Genomic DNA, 20325 nt, shown 5'->3' on the forward strand with positions numbered 1-20325 from the left:
CGCATAAACAAACATCAAGCCGCCTTGCCCCTCCCACCCACCAGGCGAGGCACCCGCCGCCATACCGGAGGAAACCGCAAGATCAACAAGACAGCCCCGATGCTCGCGTAGATCGCCCACTCCTGCAGATCCGAGCGTACGATCCAGAGGAAATGCAGCAACCCCAACCCCAGGATCACGTACACCAGCTTGTGCAACTTCTTCCACCGCGCACCCAATCGCCGCTGACTGTAGCGATTGGAGGTGACCGCCAGCGCCAACAAACCGAGAAACCCTACGAACCCAACGATGATGTAGGGCCGCTTGCGCAGCTCGACGCCCAACTGCCCCCAGTCCAGGCCGAGAATGAACACCATATAGGCAGTCATGTGCAGCACGATGTAGGCAAAACACCAAAGCCCCAGCTGACGCCGCATCACTATCCAACCAGCCCAACCGGTCAGCCGTTGCAACGGCGTCATGCAAAGCGTCACCAGCAAAAACACCAGCGCCCCCAGCCCTAGCCGGTCGACCAGAAGCTTGCCCGGGTCCGGCCCCAGCAGGCCCATGGCTGCCTCGTAAACCCACCAGGCCGGGAAAAGACAGCCCACAATGAAGATCGCCAGGCGAAACCAGGGGTAGCGCATCAATAGTTCTTCCGCAGGTCCAGGCCACTGTAGAGCGACGCCACTTCGTCGGCGTAGCCGTTGAACATCAGCGTATCGCGCACATTCGGGCTGAACAGTCCGCTGGGCAGACGTCGCTCGCGCGCCTGGGTCCAGCGCGGGTGATCGACCGTCGGGTTGACGTTGGCATAGAAGCCATACTCGTTGGGCGCCAATGCCTGCCAGGTGGTCTTCGGCTGCTCCGCCACCAGACTTATACGCACGATCGACTTGATACTCTTGAACCCGTACTTCCATGGCACCACAAGGCGCAGCGGCGCGCCGTTCTGGTTGGGCAGCTCACGGCCATACATGCCAACGGCCAGAATCGCCAGTGGGTTCATCGCTTCATCCAGGCGCAAACCTTCCACATAAGGCCAGTCGATCAGGGCAAATCCTGAGCGCTGCCCCGGCATGCTCTTGGGGTCCTGGAGGGTCTCGAAGGCGACATACTTCGCCTTGGAGGTCGGCTCGACCTGCTTGAGTACATCCGCCAGCGCGAACCCAAGCCAGGGGATGACCATCGACCACGCCTCGACACAGCGCAGGCGGTAGATCCGCTCCTCAAGTTGCAGAGGCTTGACGAAGTCTTCCAACGCGTATCGCCCGGGCTTACCCACCTCACCATCGATCACAACGCTCCACGGCTCGGTCTTGAGGCTGCCGGCGTTGGCAGCCGGGTCGCCCTTGTCAGGCCCGAACTCGTAGAAGTTGTTGTAGTGGGTGGCATCCTTGTAAGGCGTGATCGCTTCTCCCTCGACCGTCATCGCCTGCCAGTGCGTGGCTGTCAGCTTGTCAGCGAACCAGGCCGGGGCGGCGCCAGCCTCGACATCGGTGTAGCGAGAGGCTTCGCCGGCAATGCCGAGGCGTGGCAAAGCGCCCACGGCCAAGCCCACGAGGGAGCCGCCCAGCACACTGCGACGAGAAAGATAGAAGCTTTCCGGGGTGATCTCCGATGCGGTGCAATCGGATGACTTGGGGATCTTGATGAGCATGACGGCTCCATAGAAACTGGACGGGATGCCAGTAAGACTATGGAGCCGGAGGGTTATTCCGTCATTAAATGTTTTTCAGGCCTTGCGCTTGCGCACACGCAACAGGTACTGCACAGGGCCAGAAGCCGCATAGGCGAGGAAGATCAGCAACAGGATGCGTGGCGGGTCGCTGAAGACCACGGCGAATACCAGCACCACCGCCAGGATGGCCACGAAGGGCACCCGCCCCTTGAGGTCGAGCTCCTTGAAACTGTTGTACTTGACGTTACTGACCATCAGCATGCCTGCCGCGGCTACCAGCAAAGCAACCAGGAACGACAGTTTGGAGCCCTGGATGCCATAGTCGCTGAAGGCCCATACCGTACCCGCCACAACACCAGCAGCAGCCGGGCTGGCCAGACCGATGAAGTAGCGCTTGTCGGCCTTGCCCACCTGGGTGTTGAAACGCGCCAGACGCAGCGCAGCACCCGCGACATAAATGAAGGCGACCATCCAGCCGACCTTGCCCATGTCGCCCAACGCCCAACCGAATGCCAGCAATGCAGGCGCCACGCCGAAGGCGACCATGTCCGACAGCGAGTCGTACTCGGCGCCGAAGGCGCTTTGGGTGTTGGTCATGCGGGCCACACGGCCATCGAGCCCATCAAGGACCATGGCAACGAAGATCGCGATTGCCGCAAAGGCGAAGTACTTGCTCGCCTCGCGCGGGTCTCCAGCGCTCAGGGCGCTTTGCGCACTCATCGAGCTGATGATCGAGTAGAAACCGGCGAACAGGTTCGCGGTGGTGAACAGGTTGGGCAACAGGTAGATGCCGCGGTGCCGGACCTTGCGCCCTTCGGCGTCATGGCCTTCTTCAACGTGCTCATCGACAGGTAGCAGGCTTTCGGCGTCGGAGGGCTTGTTCGGCTCTTCGGGACGTTCGCTCATGAAAAGTACCTTGCAACGGGGTGGAATAAGTTCGACATGGGCCTGCGAAACAGGTTCTGACGGCAAGCCACTGGTCGCTTTATACCAGAAGCTGACCGCATAAACGAAAAAACGCGGCCGAAGCCGCGTTTTTCATCGAACGACGAGGAACCTTAGTTCTTGGACTTGTCGACGATCTTGTTCGCCGAGATCCAAGGCATCATCGAGCGCAGTTGCTCGCCGATGATCTCGATGCCGTGTGCGGCGTTGTTGCGACGCTTGGCGGTCATCGATGGGTAGCCGGTGGCGCCTTCGGAGATGAACATCTTGGCGTATTCGCCGTCCTGGATGCGCTTCAGGGCGTTGCGCATGGCCTGGCGGGATTCGGCGTTGATGACTTCCGGACCGGTGACGTACTCACCATATTCGGCGTTGTTGGAGATCGAGTAGTTCATGTTGGCGATGCCGCCTTCGTACATCAGGTCGACGATCAGCTTCAGCTCGTGCAGGCACTCGAAGTAGGCCATTTCCGGAGCGTAACCGGCTTCGACCAGGGTCTCGAAACCAGCCTTGACCAGCTCGACGGTACCGCCACACAGAACGGCTTGCTCACCGAACAGGTCGGTTTCGGTCTCGTCCTTGAAGGTGGTTTCGATGATGCCGGTACGGCCACCGCCAACGCCAGCAGCGTACGACAGGGCGACGTTCTTGGCATTGCCCGAGGCGTCCTGGTAGATAGCGATCAGGTCAGGGATACCACCGCCCTTGACGAATTCGGAACGCACGGTATGGCCCGGGGCCTTCGGCGCGATCATGATCACGTCGAGGTCGGCACGCGGAACAACCTGGTTGTAGTGGATCGAGAAGCCGTGGGAGAAGGCCAGGGTGGCGCCCTTCTTGATGTTCGGCTCGATTTCGTTCTTGTACAGGGCGCCCTGGAACTCATCCGGGGTCAGGATCATGACCAGGTCCGCAGCAGCGACGGCAGTGGCAACGTCAGCGACTTTCAGGCCGTGGGCTTCTGCCTTGGCAACGGTGGCCGAACCTTTACGCAGACCGACGGTGACATCTACACCGGAGTCCTTCAGGTTGCACGCCTGGGCGTGCCCCTGAGAACCGTAACCGATGATGGCGACTTTCTTACCTTGGATGATGGAAAGGTCGCAGTCTTTGTCGTAGAAAACTTTCATGGAAATACCCCTGGTTATATCTCGGCCCCTATGGAGCCATCGCTAAAGTGTTTGGTTAGATGCTGAGTACTTTGTCGCCACGGGCAATGCCGGTGACACCACTGCGAACGGTCTCGAGAATAGACGCGGTGCCGATCGCCTGGATGAAACTGTCCAGCTTGTCGCTGGTACCACTCAGTTGCACGGTGTACACGCTGGCGGTGACATCGACGATCTGCCCACGGAAGATATCCGTGGTGCGCTTGATCTCGGCACGTTGGGCACCGGTGGCCTTGACCTTGACCAACATCAGTTCGCGCTCGATATGGGCGCTTTCCGAGAGGTCGACCAACTTGACCACTTCCACCAGCTTGTTCAGGTTCTTGGTGATCTGCTCGATCACTTCGTCATGACCCACGGTGGTGAGGGTGAGGCGCGACAGGGTCGGGTCCTCGGTCGGTGCGACGGTCAGGCTTTCGATGTTGTAGTTGCGCTGGGAGAACAGGCCGACCACGCGGGACAAGGCACCGGGTTCGTTTTCCAGCAGCAGGGAAATGATGTGCCGCATATCAGGTACGCTCCGTCTTGCTCAGCCACATGTCACGCATCGAGCCGTCCCGGATCTGCATCGGGTAGACGTGCTCGGTCCGGTCGACCGCGATGTCGATGAACACCAGGCGGTCCTTCATCGCAAAGGCCTCTTCCAGTTTCGGCTTGAGGTCTTTCAGGCTGGTGATGCGGATACCCACATGGCCATAGGCCTCGGCCAGCTTGATGAAGTCCGGCAGGGACTCGACGTAGGAATGCGAGTGACGGCCGTTGTACGACATGTCCTGCCACTGGCGGACCATGCCCAACACCCCGTTGTTCAGGTTGACGATCTTCACCGGCAAGCCGTACTGCATGCAGGTGGACAGCTCCTGGATGTTCATCTGGATGCTGCCTTCGCCAGTGACGCAGGCCACGTCCTGGTCCGGGAAGTTGAGCTTGATGCCCATGGCCGCCGGGAAACCGAAGCCCATGGTGCCCAGGCCACCGGAGTTGATCCAGCGGTTGGGTTTGTTGAAGCGGTAGTACTGCGCGGCGAACATCTGGTGCTGGCCCACGTCGGAGGTCACGAAGGCATCGCCGTTGGTGACTTCGCACAGGGTTTCGATCACCTGCTGAGGCTTGATGACGCTGCCATCGCCCTTGTCGTAAGGGAACAGGCCGCGGTCGCCACGCCATTCGTCGATCTGCTTCCACCAGGCATCCAGGGCGGCCTTCTCAGGCTGCTCGCCGATTTCCTTGAAAATGGCGAGCATCTCGCTCAGCACGCTCTCGACCGGGCCCACGATAGGCACGTCGGCCTTGATCGTCTTGGAGATCGACGCCGGATCGATGTCGATGTGGATGATCTTGGCGTTCGGGCAGAACTTGGCCGGGCCGTTGATCACACGGTCGTCGAAACGCGCACCGACAGCCAGGATCACATCGGCATGGTGCATGGCCATGTTGGAGGTGAAGCTGCCATGCATGCCGAGCATGCCAAGGAACTGAGGATCGGTGCCGGGGAAACCACCCAGGCCCATCAGCGTGTTGGTCACCGGCAGGTTCAGCGACTTGGCGATCTCGGTAAGGGCTTCGGAGCCACCGCCGAGGATCACGCCACCGCCGGAATAGATGATCGGACGCTTGGCCGCCAGGAGCATTTCCGCAGCCTTGCGGATCTGCCCGGAATGGCCACGAACGGCGGGGCTGTAGGAGCGCAGCTTGACCTTCTTCGGATAGACGTATTCGAACTTCTCGGCCGGGTTGGTCATATCCTTCGGAATGTCGACCACAACCGGGCCAGGACGACCAGATTGCGCCAGGTAGAAGGCTTTTTTCAGAACTTCGGGAATTTCCGAGGCGTGCTTGACCATGAAGCTGTGCTTCACGATCGGCCGGGAGATACCGATCATGTCGGTTTCCTGGAACGCATCGGTGCCGACCATGGTGCTAGGCACCTGGCCAGACAGAATGACCATCGGGATCGAGTCCATGTAGGCGGTGGCAATGCCAGTGATGGCATTGGTCGCGCCCGGGCCGGAAGTCACCAGTACCACACCAGCCTTGCCGGTGGCACGTGCATAGCCGTCAGCCATATGGGTAGCGGCCTGTTCGTGACGGACCAGGATGTGCTCGACTTCCGGTTCCTTGAACAGGGCATCATAAACATGCAGGAGAGCACCGCCAGGGTACCCGTAGATGTGCTTAACGCCTTCGTCACGCAAGAAGCGGACGACCATCTCAGCGCCAGATAAAAGCTCCACGTTGTTCACCTCTAAAACGCCAGAATACCGCCCACACGGGCGGGTCTTAATAGGTTTACTGCCAAGCAGAGCATGAGCGAACGTCAGCACTGACTGAGCAAGTATTGGGAGCGCCCCAGAGTGTTGCGGGGTTTTCCCACCCAGCGCGAGGTAACGCGTTGCGGGGTGTTACGAGTCGGCGCGGGTGTGCGCCTCATGATCTGCTTAGCGGGTCTGCTTCTGGCAGTCCCTCGACAGCGGAAACTGGATTCTTCTGATTCGCCGCGCGCAAGTCAAGAAAAATTATTGCCAATTTTTCCTCAGGATGAATCCCAGCCACCAATAAAAAAGCGCTCATCAGCAGAAAAATAAACTTTTCCATAAAAAAGGGCCACAATCTGCGGCCCTTATAGGAAAAAGAGAAGAAATCAGGCGCTTGAGCCGATCAATTGATCGAACGCTGCCAGCAGGCGTCGCAGTTCGCGGCTTTGTTCCGGACGGTCGACGAATACCGTCTCGGCCATGACCAGGATGCCCGACGCATTGGGTAGCGGCTGGCCATTCTGGAGGATCAGCTTCATGCGTGGCAGGAAGATCCATTGCAGCCACTGCTCGAAGCTCAGGCTGTCGACCGCGAACGGCACCACGCTGGCCAACGCCTCGGGGCTGGGGGGCAGGTCGTCCCACCAGCCCCGAACCTTGAGTTCCTGTTCGATCAGCAGCAGTTGGTCGGCGATGTCGAGGATCCGCTGCTCCATCACGAACTGGTCCGTGCTTTCTGGCGAGCCAGCGCGGCGCCAGCGCTATCCCCTTGCTTGTCGCGCGCCTGGGCAATGATGTTCCACAGACCCGCTTGCAGGTCGGGGCGGCCATTGGCGTAGGTCAAGGCGCGGCGAGCCACCTGCTCGGACTGCGCGGCATCGCCCTGGGCCAGGCGCACCTGGGCCAGGCGGTACAGCACCTGCGGCTCACGCGGGGCGATACGCTGGGCACGCTCGAGGCTGGAGGCGGCGCCATTGTAGTCACCACTGCCCTGCTGCTGCTGGGCGGTGGTCAGCAGGGCCAGCACTGGGCCATCGAGCTGTTCGTCGGCCGACAACCCACCACTGCTCGCATTGCCGCGTGGAATACCGGTCGGCGCAGAAGTGGTCGGCGTGCTGTTCATCGAGGCGATATCGAACGGCTCGTCACCGGCCGGGTTCGGGTTGGTGGTGATCGGGCCGCTAGTGATCGGGCCCGGGGTGATCGGGCCAGTGCTCAGTGCCGGCGCGCCGGTCTGCGCGGGGAAGGACTGAATCGGTGCGCCGCCGGCACCTTGCGGAATCATCACGGTCACGCCGGAGTCTTCCGGCAGCGCCTGGGCCTGTGAGGTGCCGCCGCTGGTCGGGTAGGCCGCCGTACGGTTGGCCGACACCCGCTCACTATTGGACACCCGGGTGCTCGAGTCGACCACCGGAATGGAACCACGCGGGACGCTGGAGCAGCCGTGCAGCAAGGCCAGCGTAGTCAAGGCAGGAAACCACCACTTGTTCACATCACACCCTCTTCAAATACAGGTCGCGCTCAATTCATCCAGCCCTTGACCCAGTCCATGACCGATTCGGCCGGGTTCTGCTGGCCGCCACAGGCAACGCCAGCGGGCGGTTCGCTGCCACGAATATACGGCATCTGCACGGCTCCCGGACAGCTACCGTCAGACCCTTGCCCGCTGTAGGGGTCGATCCACGACTGCACGACATTGTCCGGCTGTGGCATGTCCAGCGGCAGCGGGTCGGCCTTGCGCATGAAGCTGGTCCATACCTGCAGGGCACCGGTGGCGCCGGTGAACGGGGTCTTGCCGTTGTCGTCGCGCCCCAGCCATACCACGGCCAGCAGATCCTGGCTGAAGCCGGAGAACCAGCTGTCGCGCGAGTCGTTACTGGTACCGGTCTTGCCCGCCAGGGTCAGCGAACTGGGAAGCACGCTGTAGACCGAGCGCCCAGTACCCTCGCGCATCACCCGCTGCATGGCGTTCTGCACCAGGAAGATCGCACCTGGGTCGAAGGTCTGCTGGATCTGGAACGGGTAGCGCTTGAGCGGCTCGCCTTCGGCAGTGAGCACGCTGCGGATACCGCGCATCGGCGTATTGAAGCCGCCGTTGGCGATGGTCTGGTACATGGTCGCGACCTGCATCGGCGACATGCCACCGGCCCCCAGCAGCATGGACGGGAAGGCCGGCCAGTCGACCTGCACACCCAGTCGCCCGATGGTCTTGATGACATTGGGCACGCCGACTTCAAGGCCGACCTTGGCAGTCGACAGGTTGTAGGAGTTGGCCAGTCCTTGATACAGATAAATGGTGCCGTGCGGGCGACGGTCGTAGTTCTGCGGACGCCAGACCTGACCATCGGCCCCCTTGATCGAGAACGGCTCGTCCTGTACCCAGCTGGTCAGGGTGTACTGGCTCGGTTTTTCCAATGCCGTCAGGTACACCGCCGGCTTGACCAGGGAACCGATCGGCCGCACCGCGTCGATCGCCCGGTTGAACCCGGCGAAGCCCGACTGGCGGCTGCCGATCAATGCCTGCACCTCACCGGTTTCCGGGTTGGTCACCACCATCGCCGACTCGACCTCGTCGGCGCCTTTGCGGCCCGCCAGGCGCTTGAAGGTTTCGCTCATGGCGGTCTCGGCCTTCATCTGCAGGATCGGGTCGAAACTGGTGAAGATTCGCAGGCCTTCTTCGGTAAGGTCTTCATCGCGATAGTCCTGGCGCAGTTGGCGCTTGACCAGGTCGAGGAAGGCCGGGAACGAGCTGTCCGCCAGGCTTCCGCGCTTGGTCACGCCCAGCGGCATCTTCTTCGCCGCGTCGACCACTTCCTGGCTGGCCACGCCCTGTTCGGCAAGCAGGTCCAGTACCAGGTTGCGTCGCTGCAACGCACGCTCGGGCGAACGTCGCGGGTTGTAGTACGAAGGCCCCTTGACCATGCCGACCAGCAAGGCGATCTGGTGCAGCTTGAGTTCGGCCAGCGGCTGGCTGAAGAAGAATTGGCTGGCCAGGCCGAAGCCGTGCACGGCGCGCTGGCCATCCTGGCCGACGAACACTTCGTTCAGGTAGGCCTCGAGGATTTCGCGCTTGTCGTAGTGCATTTCCAACAGCACGGCCATCATAGCTTCGGTCAGCTTGCGGCTGAGGCTGCGTTCGTTGGTCAGGTAGAAGTTCTTCACCAACTGTTGGGTCAGGGTACTGCCGCCCTGGCGCATGGCGCCGGCGGACGTGTTGACCCAGACCGCACGGGCGATCGACTTGGGCGAGACGCCGAAGTGGCTGTAGAACTCGCGGTCTTCGGTAGCGATAAGGGTTTCGAGAAGATACGGCGGTACCTGGTCGATGTTGATCAGGATGCGGTCTTCGAGGTTTTTCGGGTAGATACCGCCGATCATCAGCGGCTCGAGGCGCACCACGTCGAGCTTGCCGCCGTTGGCCCCTGAAAGGCCGGCCACGTAGTCGCCGGAGAAACGCACGCGCACGAACTGCGCGGGCTCCAGGCCTTCATAGAACTGGAAGCCACGGGTATTGAGGTCGACGTTGTTGCCGTTGATCGCCACCGCGCCCGGGCCATTGGCCGCGCTCTCGCGACGATAGCCCAGGGCATCGAGCTCGGTGAGGAAGTCGTTCTTGCTCAGTTTCTGGCCGACGAACAGTTCCAGCGGCCGGGCATACACCTTGGCCGGGATGGTCCAGCGCTTGCCAGAGAACTTCTCCTGGACGATGGCATCGAGGTAGACCGCGAAGCCGGCGACCAGTACCAGGCCGACCAGGCTGAGCTTGAGTGCCCAACCCAGCCAGGCGCGGGAACGACCGGTCGGGTGCTTCTTCGAGGGGGTGCGGGAATTTCGGGTTCGAGTCATGGCGGCGGATTATACGCACTTTGCAAAGGCAGGGGACGTCTCCAGCGGTAGGCAGGGACGGCTCCATTGACCATAATGACGGCTTTGAATTCCCTGACCCCCGGAAGGAATCTTCGTGAGCCAAGCCCTGATAAGCGCACTGCAAAATGCTGCCCTGTACCCCCATCCCGTGGAGGGGTTCAAGCTCATCGAGACGCACATTTCCTGGGTGCTGCTCACTGGCGAATATGCCTACAAGATCAAGAAACCCATGAACTTCGGTTTCCTCGATTTCACTGCACTGGATAAGCGCGAGCATTTCTGTAACGAAGAATTGCGCCTGAACCAGCGCCTGACCGAGGGCCTGTACCTGGAAGTATTGCCGATCACCGGTAGCGTCGACGCCCCGGTGATCGGCGGCGAAGGCGAGCCGATCGAGTTCGTTCTGAAAATGCGCCAGTTCCCACAAGGTCAGATGCTCAACACCCTGCAGGCCAATGGCGAGCTGAGCGCCAGCCATATCGACCAGATGGCCCGGCAGATCGCCGAATTCCACCTGCACGCGCCGAAAGTGCCGGTCGATCACCCGCTGGGTACCCCGGAAAGCGTGATGGCACCGGTGGAGCAGAACTTCGAGCAGATCCGCCCGTTCCTCACCGACAAGGCCGACCTGCAACAACTGGACAATCTGCAAGCCTGGGCGCGCAGCACTTTCGAGCGCCTGCATGGCTTGCTCGCGGCACGCAAGGCCGATGGTTTCATCCGCGAGTGCCATGGCGACATCCACTTGGGCAACGCCACGCTGATCGACGGCAAGGTGGTGATCTTCGACTGCATCGAGTTCAACGAGCCGTTCCGCTTCACCGACATCTACGCCGACACCGCCTTCCTGGCCATGGACCTGGAGGACCGGGGCCTCAAATGCCTGGCACGGCGTTTCATCAGCCAATACCTCGAGCTGACCGGCGACTATGCTGGCCTCGAGCTGCTGAACTTCTACAAGGCCTATCGTGCCCTGGTACGCGCCAAGGTCGCGCTGTTCAGCCTGGCGCCGGATGCCGACGGCGTACAGCGCGCCACCACCCTGCGCACCTACCGCAACTACGCCAACCTGGCGGAAAGCTACAGCGCCATTCCATCGCGCCTGCTGGCCATCACCCATGGTGTCTCAGCCGTGGGCAAGAGCCATGTGGCCATGCGCCTGGTCGAGGCGCTGGGCGCGGTTCGCGTACGTTCGGACGTGGAGCGCAAACGCCTGTTCGGCGAGCAGCAGCGACAGGCTGCCGGGCAGGTGCAGGGCGGCATCTATGACCAGGACGCCAGCGCTGCCACTTACCGGCGCCTGAACGAACTGGCGGCGACCATCCTGCGCGCCGGCCTGCCGGTGGTGCTGGACGCTACCTACCTCAAGCACCAACAGCGCAAGGCTGCCGCCGACGTCGCCAGCGACACCGGCGTGCCGTTCCTGATCCTCGACTGCCAGGCCCCCGACGCCGTCATCGCCAGTTGGCTGGAACAACGCCAGGCGGAGAACGTCGACCCCTCCGACGCCACCTTGGAAGTGATCAAGGCGCAACAGGCCAGCCGCGACCCTCTGGTTGACGAGGAACTGCCCCACAGCAAGCGCGTGAACACCCACGAAGGCACCAGCACCGACCAACTGATCGAGCAGATCCGCCAGCGCCTGCCTGGCCTGTAGAAGCGAAGGCGTGAAGCAGTCCACAGTTCATGCATGAAGAACGGCGCCCCTCACGTGATGTCATTACAATATCATCACACCCCTTGAGGAGGCGCCGTCATGAACCAGCCCAGGCAACTGGACAATGCCCTGTACACCCTGGTGCGCGAGGAAAAGATCGCTGCCTTCAACCGCGAGCGTCCCGCTGAAGGGGTCATCGACTTTCGAGGCGGCGACTTCCGAGGCCTCGACCTGCGCAGCCTTGATGTACGCGGTATCGACTTCACCGACGCCTACTTCCGTGCCGCCGACCTGCGTGGCCTGGACCTGCGTGAAAACGGCCTGGAAGGTGCCAGCATCTCCCACGCGCAGATTTCCGGTACGTATTTCCCCAGCCAGTTGAGTGCCGACGAAATCCTGATGTCGGCGAAGTTCGGCACGCGCATGCGCTACCGGCCGGCTTAGACAACCCAGCGAACCAGGGCTGCGATGCAGCCCTGCAAGGCCCCGCCTCTCGACATCCCGTCGGCCCAGGTGGCAAAAGGCCGCGTATTTACCAACCCCCGCTACACTCCTCTCTGACCTGCTCGCGATTTATCCACAGACCCGTTCAGCCATCGCAAGGAGGCTTGATGAACGATGAATTGCAGCACCTGAAAAACCTTGGCAAGACCTCCGCGCAGTGGCTGCATGCCGCCGGCATTCACAGCGCCTCGGACCTGCGCCGCCTGGGCGCCGTCGGCGCTTACCAGGCAGTGAAGACGCGTGGCTTTCGTGCATCGAAGGTGCTGCTCTATGCGATTGAGGGTGCGCTGCTGGACATGCATTGGAACGATTTGCCGGCCGAACGCAAGGAAGCACTCAACCAGCAACTGGACGCCAAGACCCCTTCGCAAAAAAAACCTGAATAAGTGAAAAAAGGGTATTGACGACGAAATGAGAATCGTTATGATTATCGCAACTGGTCGCGAGACTGGTTGGATAAGCTGAAAGGTCCCTGGTTCGGACGTTCAGGTTATCTCCTCATCAGGCTAATCACGGTTATTGACCCGGCAATTTGCCGGGTCTTTTTTTGCCCGCACAAAGGCTCGCCACCCCTGTTGTCCTTCAGTCTCGCAGGCCCGCGCAGTAATCCTGCTTCGGCAGCGCTGCGGTATACCAGACGTAGTCGGCAGCTCCCGGCTCGACAGTCTCCCCCGCCTCGACCAGCAGCAACACCTTGGTCGCCCCTTTCGCCTCCAGGTCTGCCAAGTGCAGCGGGACTCCCAGGTCCTTGCGCGCATGGTAACTGCCGGCTATCAACAGCGCAGGCTGGGTTGTCGCCAACAGCCGTGCGGCCATGCGCCGGTCACGCTGCTGCTGGATCGCCAGCATTGCGGGCAGCTGGCTTTCCGGTAACAGCCCGCAATGGCCTGCACGTACGTCTTCGAGCAAAGCAGCCTTTACTGCTGGTGCGTTCGACTGTGCGCCGATCAGCACCGGCTGGTCGCGGTAGACCTGGCGAACTTCGGCTTTTGAAAGGTCGGCGGCCAACAATGCAAGCTGATGGGTCAACGCGTACTGCACGATCGGCCCGTAGCTTTGCCAGCTCCAACCCTCTTGCCAATCCAAGGCCTTTGGCAGGTCGTCAGGGAGCTTTGGCTGAGCCTTGATGGCGTCTACCCGCGGCTGTTGCTCCGAATGCAGCATCTCCAGCAGCAGGCTGCCTTGGGGGCGTTGGCTTTGCAGGGCGCGTAGCAGCCACAGCTCGAGGGAGTGGTGGTCGGGGTTGTCATGCTTCTCGCCAACCAGCACTCGTGGTGCGTCGGCCAGGGCCTCGACCAATTGCGACGGCGTCAGGGTGCGCCCGCTGGCCAGTTCCATGATCTGCCCCAGTGTCGCCTCGCTGCGCCCCTCGCTGCTTTGCCAGGTGGGTAGCGCAGGCAACTCGGCCTGATGCACCTGGCAACCAGCCAGCAATGCCATGGTCGCAATACTGCATTTGAACCAACGATGCATGACGAGCTCCTAGCGAGTGATGATCAGTGGGTGCCCACGCTCCGGGTGGTCTTGTACCAGCACGTCGATACCGAACACAGCTTTGAGCGCAGCGGGGGTCAGCACTTGGTGCGGCGCATCCAGCGCATGGCAGCGCCCCTGTTCGAGCAAGAGAATCTCATCGCAGTAGCGTGCAGCCAGGTTGAGGTCATGCAGGATCACCAGCACTGCGGCGCCACGGTCGGCGAAACTGCGCACGGCTTGCAGGGTCGTGTGCTGGTGCAAGGGGTCGAGCATCGAGGTGGGCTCGTCGAGCAACAAGGTCGCCCCCTCCTCGCCCGGCCACAGCTGGGCGAGGACCCGGGCCAGGTGCACACGTTGGCGCTCGCCGCCGGACAAGGCCAGGTAACTGCGCTCGACCAGGTGCCAGGCATCTGCCGCACGCAAGGCCGCCTCGACAATCTCCTGGTCGCGTTGCCGCCCGCTGCCATGGGGCAAGCGCCCCATGCTCACCACCTCTGCAACGCGGAAAGCGAAGCCCAGGCTGGAAACCTGGGGCAATACCGCCAAACGTTGCGCGCGATCCGCCCCTGGCCAGTCCCCCAGTCCACGTCCCTGCAAAAGCACTTGCCCTTGGTTCGGCACCAATTCGCCGCTCAACACGCCGAGCAGACTGCTTTTGCCGGCGCCATTGGGGCCAAGCACACCCAGCACGCGCCCCGGTTTCACGCTCAGGTGCAAGTCATGCAGCACCTCATTGTTGCCACGTGTGAGATGCAGCCCATGGACTTCGAGCATCAGGCGCCCCTCCGAACCAGGAGGAAGAGAAAGAACGGCGCGCCGATGAAGGCCGTGACGATGCCGATTGGCAGCTCTGCCGGCGCCAGCGCAAGCCGCGCGATCAGGTCGGCGAACAGCAGCAGCGAACCGCCTGCCAGCAAAGAGGCCGGCAGCAGCACGCGGTGATCCGGCCCGACCAGCAACCGCACCAGATGCGGCACCACCAGGCCGATGAAGCCTATCAACCCTGCCGCAGCCACCGCAGCGCCTACCCCCAATGCCGTGCAGAACACCAGTTCGCGCTTGAGCGACTCCACATCGACGCCCAGGTGGCGTGCTTCCGACTCGCCTAGCAGCAACGCATTCAGCGCTTGTGCACGACGCGGCAGCCAAAAGGCCACCGCCAGTGCCACCAGCAGCAGCGGCCACAGGCGCTCATAGCTGGCGCCATTGAGGCTGCCCAGGTTCCAGAACGTCAGGGTGCGCAAGGTGGCGTCATCGGCCAGATAGGTAAATAGCCCCACTGCCGAGCCGCCAAGAGCGGTCATGGCGATACCGGCAAGCAGCATGGTGGCCACGTCGGTGCGCCCCTCCCGCCGCCCCAGACGGTAGACCAGCGCGGTCACACCGAGGCCACCGACGAACGCGCAAAACGACAGCAGGTAGGGCGCGAACCACTCTGCAATGCCTCCCAGCCAACTGCCTCCAACGATCGCCAGCGCGGCACCGAACGCCGCCCCGCTGGCTACCCCCACCAGCCCTGGGTCAGCCAATGGGTTGCGGAACAGCCCCTGCATGGCCACACCCGACAACGCCAGTACCGCGCCAACAGCCAGGCCCAGCAGCGTGCGTGGCAGGCGAATTTGCCCAAGGATCAGCTCGGCCTGGGCGAGCCCGTCGCCGGATATCGGCACACCCAGCAACCTCAAGCCAGCGCGCAGGGTGTCGAATAGAGGCAGGCTGACCGGGCCTAACGCCAGGGACAGCCATACGGCCAGCAAGCAGGTGAGCGTCAGGCCGATGAACAGCGTGCGCGGCTGGACCCTCGGCGTCATTGTGCGAGGCTGGCCTTGGCGGGAGGGTAGAAAGCACCTGCCAGGTCACGCAAGGCGGCGGGCAACCGCGGCCCAAGGCCACCCACCAGCAAGGTAGGGTCGAGGGACACCAGGCGCTTGTCACGCACAGCCCGGGAAGCGGCCAGCGCCGGGTTTTCCTTGAGCAGCGCTTGCAACGCTTGCTCGCCATCGAGGGCCCGGTCGGAGAACACCACGACGTCCGGGTCCAACGCTGCCAGGGCCTCGACCGAAAAATTCTTGTAGCCCTGGTGCTCGGCCAGGTTGCGCGCGCCAGCCTGGCGCAGCAGCCAGTCACCCGCCGTGCCACTGCCGGCGATCAGCGGCTTGGCACCGGCATGGCCGACCAGCAGCAACACCCCCGGCACCTTCTGGCCCGCCTGGGCCTGTTTGAGCGCAACCTGCAGTTGGTCGAGCTGCTGGTGATAACCGGCCGCCAGCTCACTGGCCTTCTGCTCGGCGCCCAGCAGGCTGCCCAACTGCTTGAGGTTCTGGTCGACTGCGGCCACATCGGCCTGGCTGGAGAACAGCTCGACACGCACCCCGGCATTGCGGATTTGCGCCAGCACCGGCGGCGGGCCCATTTCCTCGGTGCCTACCAGCACATCCGGACGCAGGCTGAGAATACCTTCGGCCGAGAGCTGGCGCTGGTAGCCAATGCTTGGCAGGGTCTTGAGCGACGCCGGATGCTGGCTGGTGGTATCGACGCCCACCAGACGCTCCTCGCCGCCCAGGGCGCTGATCCATTCGCTCAGCGCACCGCCGGCACTGACCCAGCGTTGCGGCAACTCGGCGGCCAGGGCCGAGGTAGAAAGGGCAAGCGCGGCACACAAGGCGGCCAGGGCAGCAGGACGGCGCATCATCGGGTTCCTTTGCAAAAGGCGGACGGGCGCCTTGTGGCGCCCGGCAGAACTGCGCAACATGACAGGGCTGGCGCAGCGGATGCGGGCAATTTGATAATTATTCGCATTGAAGCGTCAAGCTACCTTACGTATCAAGAGTCGTACCTGTAATGCACTTGCTCTGTTCTTCCACGGCCCTGCCCGAGGGCCGCAGCCGCGCGTTCAGCGTAGCCGGTGAAATGCTGCTGGGCGTACGCCGCCAGGGCCGCGTGTACCTTTATCGCAACCGCTGCCCGCACCGGGGTATTCCACTGAACGATGCGGCGGAGCGCTTTCTCGACGACAGCGCCAGCCTGATCCACTGCACCCACCATGGTGCCTTGTTCCTGATCGAGTCCGGCGAGTGCGTGGCAGGGCCCTGCGAGGGCGAAGCATTGCAGGCTTTGGGCTGCGTGGAAGATAGCCAGGGCATCTGGCTCAAGGGTTGAGCAGCACCGGCAATGGCCGGTCGATGACCACACCTTCGGCATCCAGGCGAGTGCCGTAGGCCAGCACCTCTACGCCGTCCGCCACCGCAGCGCGCAGGGCCTGGGCATAGGCAGCGTCGATCTCCTCGGCGGGGCGCACCGCGTCGATTCCCGTGAGGTTCACGCAGTACAGCTGCACGGCTCGAACGCCCTGGCGGGCCAACGCCGCCAGCTCCCGCAGGTGCTTGGCCCCTCGCTGGGTGACGGCGTCGGGGAAGGCCGCGACCGGTGAATCCGGGTAGCCCAAGGTGACGCTTTTCACCTCGACATAGGCTGGGCCGTCGGCAAACTCCAGGCGAAAGTCAATCCGGCTGCGCTCCTCGCCATAAGGCACCTCGCGCTTGAGCCCGGTAAAGCCAGCCAGCTCGCCGATACGCCCCTCGCGCAGCGCTTCCTCCACCAACGCGTTGGCCCGCCCGGTGTTGATGCACGCCAGCCGCCCCTGTGGAGTCTCGCTGATTTCCCAGGTACCGGGCAGCTTGCGCTTGGGGTCGCTGGAGCGGCTGAACCACACCTGACCACCTTCGCCCATGCAATTGAGCATCGAGCCGGTGTTGGGACAGTGGATGGTCAGTTGCTCGCCGCTGGCCAGCTCGATATCGGCCAGGAATCGCTTGTAGCGACGCAGCAGGCGCCCTTGTTCGAGTGGGGGATGAAAGCGCATCAGCCTTGCCAGCTCCGCAACCCGCGGGCAATGCGCTGCACCGCCTCCTCCAGGCGCGCCAGGCTCTGGGTATAGGCGAAGCGCACGTGGTGGCCGGCCTGGTGGCGACCGAAGTCCAGGCCTGGGGTAAAGGCCAAATGCTCGGTTTCGAGAAAATGCCGGCAGAAGGCGAAGGCATCGCCGCCAAAGGCGCTGATGTCGGCATATAGATAGAAGGCGCCCTGGGGCTCGACGGCGATGTTGAAACCCAGTTCGCGCAGCGCAGGCAGCAGGAAGTCGCGGCGGCGGGCGAACTCCGCGCGGCGCTCTTCGAGGATCGCCAGGGTATGTGGCTCGAAACAGGCCAGTGCGGCGTGCTGGGCCATGCTGGGGGCACTGATGTAGAGGTTCTGTGCCAACTTCTCGAGGTCTGCGACCGAATCGGGAGGGGCGACCAGCCAACCGAGGCGCCAGCCGGTCATGCCGAAATACTTGGAAAAACTATTCAGGACGAAGGCATTGTCGTCCACTTCCAGCACGCTGGGGGCCTCCATTCCGTAGGTCAGGCCGTGGTAGATCTCGTCGACCACCAGGTGCCCCTGTCGCTCGCGGGTGGACTGGGACAGGCCGGCCAGAGCCTCGCGGTCGAGCACCGTACCGGTGGGGTTGGCGGGTGACGCGACCAGCGCACCTACGGTGTCTTTGTCCCAGTGACGCTCGACCAGGTCGGGGGTCAGCTGATAATTCACCTCGGGGCCTACCGGCACCAACTGCGCGCCCCCCTCGACCAGGCGCAGGAAGTGGCGGTTGCAGGGGTAGCCTGGGTCCGCGAGCAACCAGTGCTTGCCGGGGTCCACCAGCAGGCTGCTGGCCAGCAGCAGCGCACCGGAGCCGCCCGGGGTGACCAGAATGCGCTCGGGGTCGACCGACACGCCATAGCGCTGGCCGTAGAAGCCAGCGATCGCCTCGCGCAGGGCAGGCAAGCCACGGGCGGCGGTATAGCGAGTATGGCCTGCGGCCAGCGCGGCCTGGCCGGCCTCGACGATGGGCGCGGCGGTGGTGAAGTCGGGCTCGCCGATTTCCAGGTGGATCACATCGTGACCCGCAGCCTGCAGCTCGTTGGCCCGGGCCAGCAGCGCCATGACGTGGAAGGGTTCGATAGCGCGGCTACGCGCACTGTGGGAGTGAGCCATGACCTTCTCTCAATTGGGTCTAAACTGGTGATTCTACCGCTGGGAAAGACCGAACGTGCGGCTTCGCCCGCTGTCAATACCTGGGATCGGCCGGGGTAGCGCACCCCCGATCTATCTGGTAAGTTCGGCGGCTCGCAGTCGTAGGGCCGGCGGTCGCCGGAGATGGAGCATCCTGCGCATTGGATCAGATGAGTGAGAGGCGGTCTATTCATGTCCACCGTAGAAAAGCAAAAAACCGGTCAGACCATGTACGGTGTCGAGCCTTATAAGGAAACCAAGGGCGAAGAGTACATGGGCGAGCCCATGCGCAAGCACTTCACCAAGCTTCTTGGTGCTTGGAAACTCGAACTGATGAACAGCGTCGACCAGACCGTGACCCATATGAAGGACGAGGCGGCCAACTTCCCGGACCCTGCGGACCGCGCAAGCCAGGAAGAAGAGTTCGCCCTCGAACTGCGCAACCGCGACCGTGAACGCAAGCTGATCAAGAAGATCGACAAGACCTTGCAGAAGATTCAGGACGAAGAATACGGCTGGTGCGACTCCTGCGGCATCGAGATCGGCCTGCGCCGCCTGGAAGCCCGCCCGACCGCCGACCTGTGCTTCGACTGCAAGGAAATCGCGGAGAAAAAGGAAAAGACAGTCGGCAAGGGCTGATCTTTCTTCCACACAAACGGGGCGCATCATGCGCCCCGTTGCATTTACAGACCCTGCAGAACCCATGAAAGACGCACCCTATGTCGGGCGCTTCGCCCCCACCCCCAGCGGTTTCCTGCACTTCGGCTCGCTGGTCGCCGCCCTCGCCTCCTGGCTCGATGCCCGTGCCGTGAATGGCCGTTGGCTGCTGCGCATCGAAGACACCGACCCGCCCCGCGAAATGCCCGGCGCCCGCGACGCCATCCTCACCACCCTGGAGCGCTATGGCCTGGAGTGGGACGGCGAAGTGGTGTGCCAAAGCCTGCGCCATGAAGCCTACGCCGAAGTGGTCGAGCGCCTGTTTCGCATGGGCCTGGCCTACGCCTGCACCTGCTCGCGCAAACAGCTGGAAGGCCATGGCGGCATCTACCCCGGCCACTGCCGCAACCTGCTACATGCGCGCGAGGACGCAGCCATCCGCCTGCGCGTCCCGGAGCTGAACTACCGCTTCATAGACCGGGTGCAAGGCGAGTTCCAGCAGCACCTGGGCCGCGAGGTAGGCGATTTCGTGATCCAGCGCCGCGACGGCCTGTATGCCTATCAACTGGCAGTGGTGCTGGACGATGCCTGGCAAGGGGTCACCGACATCGTGCGCGGCGCCGACCTGCTGGACAACACCCCGCGCCAGCTGTACCTGCAGGAATTGCTGGGCTTCCCGCAGCCACGCTACCTGCACATTCCGCTGATCGTGCAGCCGGACGGGCACAAGCTGGGCAAGTCGTATCGCTCGCCACCGCTCGATATCCAGCAGGCAACGCCATTGCTATTGAGAGCCTTGCGGGCGCTGGGGCAGGACACCGACCCTGCGTTGGCGGGCGCGACACCGGCCGAGGTGCTGGCGGTGGCGCGCCAGCAGTGGCGGCCGGAACGCATCGCGCAACAGATGACGGTGCCGGAGGCCAAACTGGTGTAAGGCAGTACCGGCCCTTTCGCGGGCTTGAGCGTGAAGGGCCGTTACACGCGCCAGAAATCAAAAGCCAAGCAAATTCAAACCCTTGGCGAACATCACCGAATCCCGCTAGCATCGCCACCGGCATTTGCGCCAATAATAACGACAAGCCC

Annotated in this window: 21 protein-coding genes; 6 read left to right on the forward strand and 15 right to left on the reverse strand. The window is 62.8% G+C overall.

Translation table 11 applies throughout. The annotated features are described in order from the left end of the window. Positions 1 to 14 precede the first annotated feature (14 nt). The 9 genes from msrQ to mrcB all read right to left on the reverse strand — a co-directional run bounded on the left by msrQ (position 15) and on the right by mrcB (position 9875). Positions 15 to 626, reverse strand: a complete 612-nt coding sequence (msrQ, locus tag RAC97_RS17150) for a protein-methionine-sulfoxide reductase heme-binding subunit MsrQ (RefSeq protein WP_375098734.1) — start codon at positions 624 to 626, stop codon at positions 15 to 17. Then, entirely contained in the window at positions 626 to 1639 is a 1014-nt protein-coding gene (msrP, locus tag RAC97_RS17155) for a protein-methionine-sulfoxide reductase catalytic subunit MsrP (protein WP_375098733.1), read from the reverse strand. The genes msrQ and msrP overlap by 1 nt, the downstream gene beginning before the upstream one ends. Before the next feature lie 75 nt (positions 1640 to 1714). Then, complete coding sequence (pssA, locus tag RAC97_RS17160) at positions 1715 to 2566, reverse strand: CDP-diacylglycerol--serine O-phosphatidyltransferase (RefSeq protein ID WP_375098732.1); 852 nt, start codon at positions 2564 to 2566, stop codon at positions 1715 to 1717. Between the two features lie 152 nt (positions 2567 to 2718). Further along, positions 2719 to 3735 (reverse strand): ketol-acid reductoisomerase, encoded by a 1017-nt coding sequence (gene ilvC, locus RAC97_RS17165; RefSeq protein WP_375098731.1) that lies wholly within the window; start codon positions 3733 to 3735, stop codon positions 2719 to 2721. A 55-nt stretch (positions 3736 to 3790) separates the two neighbouring features. Then, positions 3791 to 4282, reverse strand: a complete 492-nt coding sequence (ilvN, locus tag RAC97_RS17170) for an acetolactate synthase small subunit (RefSeq protein WP_003250040.1) — start codon at positions 4280 to 4282, stop codon at positions 3791 to 3793. A gap of 1 nt (position 4283) precedes the next feature. Then, entirely contained in the window at positions 4284 to 6008 is a 1725-nt protein-coding gene (locus RAC97_RS17175) for an acetolactate synthase 3 large subunit (RefSeq protein WP_375098730.1), read from the reverse strand. 407 nt (positions 6009 to 6415) lie between these two features. Then, positions 6416 to 6748, reverse strand: a complete 333-nt coding sequence (locus RAC97_RS17180; protein WP_375098729.1) for a YqcC family protein — start codon at positions 6746 to 6748, stop codon at positions 6416 to 6418. Beyond that, a complete protein-coding gene (locus tag RAC97_RS17185; protein WP_375098728.1) occupies positions 6745 to 7521 on the reverse strand; it encodes a tetratricopeptide repeat protein in 777 nt (258 codons plus the stop codon). The genes RAC97_RS17180 and RAC97_RS17185 overlap by 4 nt, the downstream gene beginning before the upstream one ends. Positions 7522 to 7550: 29 nt before the next feature. Continuing rightward, positions 7551 to 9875 carry a penicillin-binding protein 1B gene (gene mrcB, locus RAC97_RS17190; protein WP_375098727.1) on the reverse strand — a complete coding sequence of 775 codons (2325 nt, stop codon included), beginning with the start codon at positions 9873 to 9875 and terminating at the stop codon, positions 7551 to 7553. A 115-nt stretch (positions 9876 to 9990) separates the two neighbouring features. Between mrcB and RAC97_RS17195 the strand changes: the two genes are divergently transcribed. The 3 genes from RAC97_RS17195 (at position 9991) to RAC97_RS17205 (ending at position 12443) form a co-directional block, all read left to right on the forward strand. Continuing rightward, the gene (locus RAC97_RS17195) at positions 9991 to 11553 is read left to right on the forward strand and encodes an AAA family ATPase (protein ID WP_375098726.1); all 1563 of its coding nucleotides are present in this window, start codon (positions 9991 to 9993) and stop codon (positions 11551 to 11553) included. A gap of 99 nt (positions 11554 to 11652) precedes the next feature. Beyond that, positions 11653 to 11997, forward strand: a complete 345-nt coding sequence (locus RAC97_RS17200) for a pentapeptide repeat-containing protein (protein ID WP_375098725.1) — start codon at positions 11653 to 11655, stop codon at positions 11995 to 11997. A gap of 167 nt (positions 11998 to 12164) precedes the next feature. Next, a complete protein-coding gene (locus RAC97_RS17205; RefSeq protein ID WP_375098724.1) occupies positions 12165 to 12443 on the forward strand; it encodes a TfoX/Sxy family protein in 279 nt (92 codons plus the stop codon). Between the two features lie 196 nt (positions 12444 to 12639). On the opposite strand, the gene RAC97_RS17210 is transcribed toward RAC97_RS17205, so the two are convergent. The 4 genes from RAC97_RS17210 to RAC97_RS17225 are packed head-to-tail and all read right to left on the reverse strand — an operon-like array spanning position 12640 to position 16225. Beyond that, positions 12640 to 13497 (reverse strand): ChaN family lipoprotein, encoded by an 858-nt coding sequence (locus RAC97_RS17210; protein WP_375098742.1) that lies wholly within the window; start codon positions 13495 to 13497, stop codon positions 12640 to 12642. A gap of 42 nt (positions 13498 to 13539) precedes the next feature. Beyond that, on the reverse strand, positions 13540 to 14307 hold the full coding sequence (locus RAC97_RS17215) for a heme ABC transporter ATP-binding protein (RefSeq protein ID WP_375098723.1): 768 nt from the start codon (positions 14305 to 14307) through the stop codon (positions 13540 to 13542). After that, on the reverse strand, positions 14307 to 15290 hold the full coding sequence (locus RAC97_RS17220; protein WP_375098741.1) for a FecCD family ABC transporter permease: 984 nt from the start codon (positions 15288 to 15290) through the stop codon (positions 14307 to 14309). Before RAC97_RS17220 ends, RAC97_RS17215 begins: the two co-directional genes overlap by 1 nt. A gap of 50 nt (positions 15291 to 15340) precedes the next feature. After that, entirely contained in the window at positions 15341 to 16225 is an 885-nt protein-coding gene (locus RAC97_RS17225) for a hemin ABC transporter substrate-binding protein (protein ID WP_375098722.1), read from the reverse strand. Positions 16226 to 16374: 149 nt separating this feature from the next. Between RAC97_RS17225 and RAC97_RS17230 the strand changes: the two genes are divergently transcribed. After that, the gene (locus RAC97_RS17230) at positions 16375 to 16692 is read left to right on the forward strand and encodes a Rieske (2Fe-2S) protein (RefSeq protein ID WP_375098721.1); all 318 of its coding nucleotides are present in this window, start codon (positions 16375 to 16377) and stop codon (positions 16690 to 16692) included. On the opposite strand, the gene sfsA is transcribed toward RAC97_RS17230, so the two are convergent. Both sfsA and RAC97_RS17240 read right to left on the reverse strand, forming a co-directional pair. Next, positions 16682 to 17395, reverse strand: coding sequence for a DNA/RNA nuclease SfsA (gene sfsA / locus RAC97_RS17235; protein WP_375098720.1), 714 nt, complete (start codon positions 17393 to 17395; stop codon positions 16682 to 16684). The two genes, RAC97_RS17230 and sfsA, sit on opposite strands and share 11 nt — an antisense overlap. Beyond that, the gene (locus tag RAC97_RS17240; protein ID WP_375098719.1) at positions 17395 to 18567 is read right to left on the reverse strand and encodes a pyridoxal phosphate-dependent aminotransferase; all 1173 of its coding nucleotides are present in this window, start codon (positions 18565 to 18567) and stop codon (positions 17395 to 17397) included. Before RAC97_RS17240 ends, sfsA begins: the two co-directional genes overlap by 1 nt. Positions 18568 to 18777: 210 nt before the next feature. On the opposite strand from RAC97_RS17240, the gene dksA reads away from it, so the two are divergent. Both dksA and gluQRS read left to right on the forward strand, forming a co-directional pair. Then, positions 18778 to 19224, forward strand: a complete 447-nt coding sequence (gene dksA / locus RAC97_RS17245) for an RNA polymerase-binding protein DksA (protein ID WP_375098718.1) — start codon at positions 18778 to 18780, stop codon at positions 19222 to 19224. A 64-nt stretch (positions 19225 to 19288) separates the two neighbouring features. Beyond that, on the forward strand, positions 19289 to 20176 hold the full coding sequence (gene gluQRS / locus RAC97_RS17250) for a tRNA glutamyl-Q(34) synthetase GluQRS (RefSeq protein WP_375098717.1): 888 nt from the start codon (positions 19289 to 19291) through the stop codon (positions 20174 to 20176). Positions 20177 to 20325 lie beyond the last annotated feature (149 nt).

The sequence above is a fragment of the Pseudomonas sp. LS_2 genome (genome assembly GCF_042709235.1).
In the GTDB taxonomy this organism is placed as follows: domain Bacteria; phylum Pseudomonadota; class Gammaproteobacteria; order Pseudomonadales; family Pseudomonadaceae; genus Aquipseudomonas.